Origin of the sequence: Fluviicola sp. (genome assembly GCF_030151805.1) — a bacterium.
Taxonomy (GTDB): Bacteria; Bacteroidota; Bacteroidia; order Flavobacteriales_D; family Crocinitomicaceae; genus Fluviicola.
Window position 1 is genome coordinate 1 of the sequence record NZ_JASLCN010000340.1, and the last position, 10,317, is coordinate 10,317.

At 41.0% G+C, this 10,317-nt stretch carries 7 protein-coding genes; 5 read left to right on the forward strand and 2 right to left on the reverse strand.

What is annotated here, in order from left to right:
• Nucleotides 1-140 precede the first annotated feature (140 nt).
• Nucleotides 141-992, reverse strand: coding sequence for an EI24 domain-containing protein (locus Q1V93_RS12920; protein ID WP_300665277.1), 852 nt, complete (start codon nt 990-992; stop codon nt 141-143).
• Between the two features lie 166 nt (nt 993-1,158).
• Between Q1V93_RS12920 and purB the strand changes: the two genes are divergently transcribed.
• Together purB and Q1V93_RS12930 are read left to right on the forward strand one after the other, a co-directional pair.
• The gene (gene purB / locus Q1V93_RS12925; RefSeq protein ID WP_300665283.1) at nt 1,159-2,511 is read left to right on the forward strand and encodes an adenylosuccinate lyase; all 1,353 of its coding nucleotides are present in this window, start codon (nt 1,159-1,161) and stop codon (nt 2,509-2,511) included.
• A gap of 32 nt (nt 2,512-2,543) precedes the next feature.
• Nucleotides 2,544-4,091: a hypothetical protein gene (locus Q1V93_RS12930; RefSeq protein WP_300665278.1), complete on the forward strand. Its 1,548-nt coding sequence runs from the start codon at nt 2,544-2,546 to the stop codon at nt 4,089-4,091.
• A gap of 285 nt (nt 4,092-4,376) precedes the next feature.
• Here Q1V93_RS12930 and lnt read toward each other — a convergent pair whose 3' ends face one another.
• A complete protein-coding gene (lnt, locus tag Q1V93_RS12935; protein WP_300665279.1) occupies nt 4,377-5,975 on the reverse strand; it encodes an apolipoprotein N-acyltransferase in 1,599 nt (532 codons plus the stop codon).
• Nucleotides 5,976-6,344: 369 nt separating this feature from the next.
• Here lnt and Q1V93_RS12940 point away from each other — a divergent pair, with 369 nt between their 5' ends.
• From Q1V93_RS12940 to Q1V93_RS12950, 3 genes are all read left to right on the forward strand, one after another.
• The gene (locus tag Q1V93_RS12940; RefSeq protein ID WP_300665280.1) at nt 6,345-6,530 is read left to right on the forward strand and encodes a hypothetical protein; all 186 of its coding nucleotides are present in this window, start codon (nt 6,345-6,347) and stop codon (nt 6,528-6,530) included.
• Nucleotides 6,531-6,586: 56 nt separating this feature from the next.
• Nucleotides 6,587-8,959: a PKD domain-containing protein gene (locus tag Q1V93_RS12945; protein WP_300665281.1), complete on the forward strand. Its 2,373-nt coding sequence runs from the start codon at nt 6,587-6,589 to the stop codon at nt 8,957-8,959.
• 975 nt (nt 8,960-9,934) lie between these two features.
• Entirely contained in the window at nt 9,935-10,288 is a 354-nt protein-coding gene (locus tag Q1V93_RS12950) for a hypothetical protein (protein ID WP_300665282.1), read from the forward strand.
• The last annotated feature ends 29 nt before the right edge of the window (nt 10,289-10,317 follow it).

Here is a 10,317-nt window from a genome sequence, read left to right on the forward strand (position 1 = left end):
TACGAATTACGAATTACGAATTACGAATTACGAATTACGAATTACGAATTACGAATTACGAATTGTTTGAACTTTAAACCAGGTATCGTGAGTTTGTCGAAGCATGAACTGTCTTAATCAGGAATTCGGCATTTAGGAGATTAATTCATCACATTCTCTGCGAACTCATCTCTTGAAATGGCTTTGAGATCCAGGAGGTCATGCATGGCAATGGTTGCAGCCACGATGGCCCAAATCGGAGCGAAAGAAGCACAAATCCAAAGGCCTAAATTCGTCAGAAAAGTAAGCATGAACTGCCACGGATCGGCGCCAAAGGAAGACCAGTCGAAAAGTGTGCTCAAATCAATGAAATTCCAGATTAACACCGAATAAACAGATCCGATGGAAAGTGCAATTCCGCGGTTTTCTCTTGCCAGCTGAATGCTTTCGTGCAGGTTCATTTTCAGACGTTCGTGAATGTAATCCATGAAGGAAAAACCGTAGTAATAGAAACTGATGAAGAATAGGATATGTCGCACCGGACTGAGTGCAAAATCTCCCCAGCCGATTACTCCGATTAAAAACACAATCGTAAAGAAAAAGACTTCCCACATCATGTTTCTGACCCCGATCCGGATTCCGCGCTTCACATCACTAACCAGCTGATTGAAGCTGAAACGGTATCTGTTTCCGGTAAGAATGAATTCGACTTTTTCCGAAATCTTAGAGAACATCGGAGACAGCAATATCACGACCAGGTATTTTGCAAAACGCATCAAAGTCGTTGCGATCAGGATTTCTGCCATCAATTTGATCATATACCAGATAATTCCGTTCATGCTGGTAGCTGTTGGCCTGGGCTCGTGAAGGTGAATCATAAATCCGACCTGGTAAATTCCAAGCATTAAAATGGCAGGGAAGATAATATAGAAATACAGCTTGTAATCGATGATTAGCCGGAATGCTTTGATATATGCTCTATAACCAATAAAAAGGTTTTTGATGAATCGCATGCTCAAATTTAATATAATTACGCATGCCGAATTATGAATTACGAATGGAAATTTGGAATTCTTCCCGTGAAATCTATGCAGACGACAGGAACCCACAATTCGACATTTGTAATTCGTAATTAAGAACTATCTTTGCACCTTCAAAAAATGAACTATGAGTAATTCAATGTCTCTTACATCACTAACTGCAATTAGTCCGGTAGACGGACGTTATCGTTCAAAAGTTAGCGAACTGGCTCCTTATTTTTCTGAATTCGGATTGATCAAATACAGAGTGCATGTAGAAGTTGAATACTTTATCGCGTTGGTTGAAGCGGGAATCGGACCATTGAAGTCTGTTCCGGTTTCAGTTTTTCCTGCGTTGAGAGCAATCGTAACTTCTTTCTCGGAAGAAGATGCTTTGGCGATTAAACACATTGAAAAAACAACCAATCACGATGTGAAAGCAGTGGAATATTTCCTGAAGGAAAAGATGCAAAATCTGGACCTGGAAAATTACCTGGAGTTCATTCATTTCGGGCTGACTTCCCAGGATATCAATAACACGGCAATTCCTTTGAGTTTGAAAGAGGCAGTAGTGGAAGTTTACATTCCTGCTTTGGAGGAATTAATCGGTGTTTTGAAAGGTTATTCAAACGATTGGTCCGGAATTTCATTGCTGGCAAGAACGCACGGTCAGCCAGCTTCTCCAACAGTTTTAGGAAAAGAAGTTGCCGTTTTTGTTTACCGTTTGGAAACGCAGCTTGACATTTTGAAAACCATTCCTTACGCTGCAAAATTCGGCGGTGCAACAGGAAATTTCAATGCACATTTCGTTGCTTTCCCTGAAACGGATTGGGTGGCTTTTTCCAATCAATTTGTAAACAAACAGTTGGGACTTACCAGAAGTCAGCTGACAACACAGATTGAAAATTACGATCAATTGGCAAATCTTTTTGACTGTCTGAAACGAATCAATACGATTATCCTGGATTTGGACCGCGATATGTGGACATACATTTCCATGGATTATTTCAAGCAAAAACTGAAAGAGGGAGAGGTTGGTTCTTCAGCTATGCCACATAAAGTAAACCCGATTGATTTCGAAAATTCGGAAGGAAATATCGGGATTGCGAATGCGTTGTACGAACATCTTTCAGCGAAACTGCCGGTTTCAAGGTTGCAGCGCGATTTAACGGATTCTACTGTTTTAAGAGCGGTTGGAATGCCTTTGGCTCACTCGTTAATTGCATTTAAAGCAACGATCGTGGGGTTGAATAAATTGTTGCTGAACGAGCAAGCTATCCGGGATGATTTGGAAGCGAACTGGGCAGTTGTTGCAGAGGCCATTCAAACGATTCTCCGCAGTATCGGTTTCCCGAAACCATATGAGGCTTTGAAAGGCTTGACACGTAAGAATGAGAAGGTTACACAACAGACGGTTCATGATTTCATTGATGCCCTGGATATCGACATTTCCTTGAAAAATCGCATGAAAGAAATTACTCCTGCAAATTATACCGGAGTGAAGTTGGTGTAAGAAATCTTTTAGTATATTACAGAAAAAAAGCTTTGCGGTTTCTTCAAATTACTTTTTTTCTATTCCTGAGTAATTCCCTTTTCGGGCAGTTACCGCCGCAAATTGACTGGGGTCCTGATAATCTTTCAAGACCAAATACCTTAGCAGTTTTACCCAAGGATAACGGAGTCTTTTTTACCTTTCATTATACGAATTCTTCGTTGATGCCGGCTGCGAAGATTTCCCGTTTCGAATTTGGAAAAGAAGTTATTTCGAAGCGCATTGAGCCGAGAATAGAGGAAAAAATGGTGACATTGGAAGATATGTTCCTGTTTTCAAACCGGCTTTTCGGGCTTTTTTCGGATAAAATCGGTGCATCGGTGACACTTTATCTCCAGGAATACGATGATGACGCAGATCCTTTGGGAAAAGCATTGGTTGTTGCGTCGTATGTTGTGCCGAAAGGCTGGAGCAGAAGTGTATTGGTTACAACGAAGGTTTCGCCCAAAAGCAATTACCTGGTAGTTGATTACCTGATTCCGGCTAAAAAGGAAATGTATGACCGTTTCGGCTACAATATCCTGGACGAGAAGATGCTTACTGTCCGCGAAGGAGAATACGAAATTCCTTACGATTCGAAGCTTTCTGCCGTGGAAGCGCGACATTTGACCAATCAAGGAGATTATTTTCTTGGAGTTTCCGTTTTTTCGAAAGCCTATTACAGTATCTGGAAAGATTTCGGTCTGGTCGATAAATCGGTTTTGATTCACATGAGTGCCGGAGATTCCCTGAGAATGTATGAGTTGGATCTCGATCAGCGGAAAGTTTACAATTTTGCCATTCATTCGAACGATTCTTCTGCAATCATTACCGGAACCTGGGGTGATGAGGATTCTAAAGGTGCAAAAGGGGTTTTTCATGCTTCTTTTTCGTACGCATCAAAACAGCTGGCGACACCATATTTTATGGAGTTCCCGAAGGAAATACTGGAACAGGAAAATGCAAACTCCGATGATATTTACAATTATCAGAATGTTGACGGAGAATTGTTGAATTATGCTTTCCGGAATATTTTGCTCCTTCCGGATGGTTCGTTTACCGTTTTAGCCGAACAATATTACATTTATGAGGTCAATTCGACAGATTCGAGGGGAATGAGCCAGGTGACGAATTACTACAATTACAACGATTGTATCGTCTATTCAATCAGTGCTTCCGGAGAATTTAACTGGTTCCGGAAGATCAATAAAAAACAGGAGTCGGTGAATGATTTCGGGCAATATTCATCGTTGATCAGTTATGTCAGCGAAGGAAACCTGGTTATTTTTTTCAACGACAATGCACAGAATTACGACTTACTTGGTACGTATAAAGGAAGCCGGATTCCGTTTTCCAATTCCCTGAGGTACAAGGATTATTGCCTGGCACGCGTTCAGCTTGATTTGAGTAATGGAGATACGCAGCGTAATTTGTTTTCTCCCTATGATGCAATCGGAGCTTTTGTTTGCTTGAAATTATCGAGTGTTAATTACAAATCGCGGCAGGTGATTTTTGCGGCGTCGAATAAACGGGATAAGTACGGTGTTTTGCGTTTTGAGTGATTAGTTAAGGGTATCACCAACCAGAGTACGAATAAGAATCGAGGCTGAAATGATGGATAGACATGCATCTATTTGCCCAGTCGTAGTAAGGGATGCGGTGATTTCTACTCCAATGAAATCCGTGTCATCTGCATGAAAACAAAAACACGTTTTTCTCTAAACGCCAAGAAGCAAAGGACGCAAAGATATCTTCCGGAACTAAACCTTTGCGCTCTTCCATTCTTTGCGTTAAAAAACAATTCTCATTTCGCTATTTGAAGTGAAGGCTTCTTTGAAACTTCTTCTTTACTTCACTTTTTTGGAGAAGATTTTCAGGATTCTCAAAACGAAGAACATTCCAAGTCCAACCATGGCAAAGTACCCGATAAAATCTCCCAAAACCTGGTAAAGCGTTTGTTTCGAATTCAATTGAATGGTGTAATTGAATTGTGTTTTGACCCACCAACCGGTTTCTTTTAAAATATCTCCGCGATTTGAAATCACGCCCGATTTTCCGGTATTGGCAGAACGAACCACGTATTTGTTGTTTTCGATCGCTCTTAAACGCGCGAATTGAAAGTGCTGCTTGTAGCCCGGTGTGTCTTTCCACCAGCCGTCGTTGGTGATAATGGCAATGAATTGCGATCCTTTTTTTGCTTGTTTGGCTAAGAAAGCTCCGTAAACGGATTCGTAACAAACAGCAGAAGAAAACTTCACACGGTTCTTTTCAAAAATCTTCGGTTCACGTTCAATTCCTAAACTTCCGGAACCTCCTTCCATGTCAATAGCCAATTGTTCGAGGAAAGGAAACATGCCGACAAACGGAATCTTTTCTACCCCCAACACCAATTTTGATTTGTGGATGATTTTGGGATTTGCCGTATTGTCGAACAAAAGAGATGAATTGTACTCTTCAACATAGGCATTGATCTGCGGGATAAATTTACTGGCAGAAGAATTTTTGTATTCAAAAACCTGGTAGGTTGAAGCTCCGATCAACAAGCCTGCATTTCTCCAGCGTGCGCGGTGTTCATTGATCACATGAAAGAAAATTTCCTTCCGCAAACTTCTTTCGTAGATTTGGGAAGTAGGATAAAGTGACGTTTCCGGGGCGATGACTAACTGAGTTTCTTTTGTGACAGCCTGATCCGCCTGTTCCAATAATGATTTCAATTGTTCTTCATTTCCCAGGACAAATTTTTCCCCGTAAGGATCCAGGTTTGGCTGAATGATCGCCACATTATAAGGTGTTCCTGCTGTGCTTTTTGAAGCATAAAGAATCAACGAGAAACTTAAAGGCAAAAGGAGAATAATGACAGCAAGAATGAAGTAGCGGCTTTTCAGAATGTTTTTTGGCTGAATAACCAGCTTGTAAATGAGCAGATTCATAATCAAAATCCAAAGAGAACCTCCCAAAACTCCGGTGATGGAATACCACTGTACCCAGGAAACTCTCGGAGCGAAAACATTTCCCAGGGTTAACCACGGCCAGGATAATTCCCAGTGAAAATGAAGGAATTCAAAACTCAGCCAAACGCAGATTAAAATTGGTCCGTTCCATTTCGTACCTAATTTACGCTTCAATAAATGATAGAAAAGAAAAGCGAGTGCCATTAACAAACTATTCGCCAGGAAAGCCATGTATGCACCTTCGGCACTGGCGTAATAAACCCACCAGGTTGTGCCGATGTTATAAATAATGAAAGTCAGGTATGCATGAAAAAACAGGCTGAAAGCCTTCTTTTTCGTATGAAAATAGGATTCAACTAATAATAGCGGAATCCATGCAACAAATGCTAAAGGTGTTAAACTTCCCGTTTCAGGAAAGGAAACGGTCAAAAGAATCCCCGATAAGATGCTTAATAACCAACGATTTAGTCTTTTTTGAATGATTTTTTCTATCATGATGCGAAATTACGATTTGTTTTATGACGTTGATCCTATTTCGACGAATCCCTTGAAAACAAAGACGAATCGTGCGATTTTCCGGTGAATTATGACACAACAAACTGAAAATAAACTGTTAAAAAGGGAGTTTATTTGAAAATGAGACAAGCGGAATGCGTTTTTTTTGTCAATTTTGCACTGAACTAAACTAATCATTTAATGAACCGGAATTTTATTATCTGTTTGTATCTTACTACTGCGTTTTTTTTATTTCCTGCGTTTAGTAGTTATGGTCAACAGGTTGAAACACATGAAGATCACTCCTATGCAAACCCGAATATTTCGGGAGTAGGATCGAATACTATAGTATATCACTTAAACTCTTCGATGGAAACTAATACTTTAGATGAGTTGAAGAATTACATGGAATCCCTGAATACAATTACTAAAGTTGAAATCAACGGACAGGATATTTCCATCCGATTCAAAGAAGCGACTACTCATCAAATGATCTATCTGTTTATTCAGCGGATGGAGCTGTATTATATCTACAAAAATCAAAATTCCAACTAAATAGAAGACCACCTTTCTCCATTATGAAACATATTATTTTTAGGTATTATATCCTTGTGTCTCTATTTTCTCTTTTAGGCCTTACTGCGTTTTCGCAAGGTGGAGATGATGACGTAACAGCAACGTTTTTTCCGATTTCATTACCGTTTAATTCCATCGGTTCGACCGTTTTTGCGACCAATGATTTCGATACCCCGAGTTCCGCCTTTGATGATGGGCCGGATTGGTTTTATTATTACTGTGCCACTTCAAATGCTACGATCTGGACCACGATTTCATTTAATCCCGGCGGTGCATCGAATCCGATATTTCCGCAGATTGTTATTTATAATGCAGTCACCCTGGATGTAGTGGCGATTACACAAGTAGCTGGTGATAATTCCGGAACAATGGGAGCTCCTTTTGAGCCGGTGGCAGGAGAATGTTATCTTTTCTGGATTGATAACGGTGGTTTAACCGGATTCGATTATGCTATCCAGATAACGAATATTGTTCCGCCTCACCCTGTTTCACCAATGCAGCCTGCGTGTACGAATATTGGTTTTGATTCGGGATCAACTGCCGGTTGGTTAGGTTCCTGGGGGCATTCCATGCGGATCGGTTCATCCTCGGATTTAACGCCAATCTATACACCGATGTTCTTTACGATGAACTCCGGACAGCATGATATTACATCCGGGGGAGTGGATATCCAGGCTCCAATCAGCCAGGTTTGCCCCTTAATTCCGGGAAATACCAATTCGATCCGTTTGGGAGATGGTCCGAATGGTGCATATGGCGGATCCAGGATTGAGCAGAAATTCCAGGTAACGCCGTCCAATGCGTTGTTTACTTATTATTATGCAGCAGTACTTCAAAATGCGTATACGATTGATCAGACAACCTTAGATACGATTCCTCACCTTGCGCAGGAGCAGCCTTATTTCCAGATTGATGCACAGGATTGTTTCGGTAACCCGATTGCTTGTGGTAACTTATTGGTTACAGGTGGACCCGGAATCCCCGGATTTACCCAGATTGGTAATTCAGGAGTGTTTTGGAAGAATTGGACACCGGTGATGCTCGATTTGACTCCATATATTGGTTCTTGTATCACGATTCGATTTACGGTAGGTGATTGTTCCCAGGGTGCGCATTATGCCTATGCTTATCTGGATGCAACTTGTGCGCCGATGGAGATTGTTTCACCACCGGATATTTGTCAATTTCAAACTTCTGTGTTTACAGCGCCAGTTGGAGCTGCGGGTTATTCCTGGGTGGAAACATCTAATCCCGGAACAGTAATCGGAACATCCAATACTTTGTCGATTACGCCGACAACAACCGGAACATTTACGTATCAATGTACGCTGACATCTCTTGTTGGTTGTAATTCTACGGTAACGACTACGGTAACTGTAGTGCCGGGTCCGGATATTTCGGTTACAAATCCTGCGGCAGTTTGCTCGCCTGCAACGGTTGACTTAACTGCTCCGGGCGTGACGACCATCAACGCAGGTTCCGGAACATTGGAATACTTTATGGACGCAGCCTGTACTGTTCCGCTGGCATCCGCGAATGCTGTGACTACGGCAGGAACCTATTATATCCGACTCTCAAGTCCAGGCGGATGCTCGGATGTGGAGCCGGTGGTTGTATCGTACACTTCGTTACCTGTTCAATTCACCGGTAATGTGTCCGGAGGATGTGCTCCTGTTTCGATTACTTTTACCAATTCCAGTTCTTCTTCAGGAAATTGTGTCTGGACGTTTGAAGGCGGAGGAACACAAACAGGTTGCGGATCGGTTACCCAGCAATACACTGCTCCGGGAACGTACGATGTCACTTTGACTGTGACGGATGCAAGCGGCTGTTCCGGTTCGGTAACTCAAAGTGATATGATTACCATTTCGCCCCAGGTACATGCTTCTTTCGGGGTGAATGTGTACGAGCAAACGATTTTATACCCGGTATTCAATTTTACGAATACTTCAACGAATGCGACAGCTTATGTTTGGGAATTCGGCGACGGAACAACATCTACTCAAACAAGTCCTGCGCATACTTATGATAACCATGAAGGGGTCTATCATATCGTGTTGTATGCGTCAAACGAACAGGGATGTAACGATAGTGCTATTGCCGTAGTTTCTGTTATTGATGAATTGATTTTCTATGTGCCGAACACCTTTACTCCGGACGGAGATGAACATAATAACGTGTTTTTCCCGGTGTTCAGTTCCGGATTTGACGGACAAAACTATACGCTTTTGATCTTTGACCGATGGGGCGAGGTTTTATTCGAATCGCACGATGTTGCTTCTGGCTGGGATGGAACGTATATCGGGCAATTGTGTAAGGAAGGGGTGTATACCTGGAAAATTCTGATTAAAGAAAGAAATAAAGACAAGCGCCACGAATATGTGGGACATGTAAACTTATTAAAGTAATTACGAATTACGAATTACGAATGCCGAATTACGAAGGGTAGATGAGGCTGAAGGAGTTAGAGTTAAGACTTGGAGAGTCAGGATATTGGGATGTAAATAGAGGTGATGAACTCCTTTTTTCACAGGAATTTTCACAAATCTGTAACGTGTTTTGATTTTAGGATTTCAAGGTATTATTCCTTCCTGATTCCATGAAACAAGACTGAAGAGGGATTGAAAATGGCTGAAACGCCCTAAAACCGCATGTTGAATTTATAACATTTTGATACTGTATCTATACTTAATCCATACTTAACCTATACTCTACCTGTACTTGACCCGTAGCTGAGTGATTCAAGTGCGTTTTTTTGCGATTTTGGAATCCTCTTTTGGGTGGTGTTTTTGCACCATTGTGTGCATGTCGTTCTCGACACATCTCCATTGGATTTCGGTACTCGAACGGACATTGCGGATCGAATTACATCCTGATTTCTATAGAATACGAATAAATTTGACTGAGGGAATGTTGAAAATGGGAAATCACCTAAATTTCCGGACAAGTTGTCAAGTAAATATATCGCAACTGAAACCTGATTAAGTAAGAAGGTCGGTTTGTTTCTAAGGAGGGCTTTTTTTGCGTATAAAAACAGGATTCAACTAAGAATAAAGGACACCAGGAAACGGTGCCCAGGGGGCTAAACTTTTCGTTTCGAGAAAGGAAATGATGAAAATAATCCCCGATGAGTTGCCTAGGAACCAGTGATTTAGTCTTTTTTGAATGATTTTTTCTATTATGATGCGAAATTATGATTTGTTTTATGAAGGTGATCCTGTTTCGACGAATCCCTTGAAAACAAAGACGAATAGCGCGATTTTCCTGTGAATTATCAAACAGAAAATTGAAAATAAACTGTTAAAAAACGGTATTCCCTTGAAAAAAAGACAACTAGCAACGTTTTTTTTCGTCACATTTGTGCAGAACTAAAATACACTTTAATGAAGACTAATTTCATTAACTGTTTGTACATTACTACTATCCTCTCTTTATTCCACGGATTCAATAGTTATGGTCAACAGTTTGAAAAACACGCGGATAGTGTTTATTCAAATCCCCACGTGACGGGTGTTGGAACTTCAACGGTTGTTTATCATTTAACGACTTCTTTGGGAACTACTCTTTTAGATGAACTAACAATTTATCTGGAGTCACTAAACGGGATCACAGATGTTGAGATAAATGGTTTGGATGTTTCCATTCAATTCAAAGAAAATACGACTCACGAGATGATCTACCTTTTCATTCAGCGGATGGAAATGCTGTACATCTATCGAAATCCTAAAACCAGATAATACTACTCTCCGGTATGAAAAAACATGTT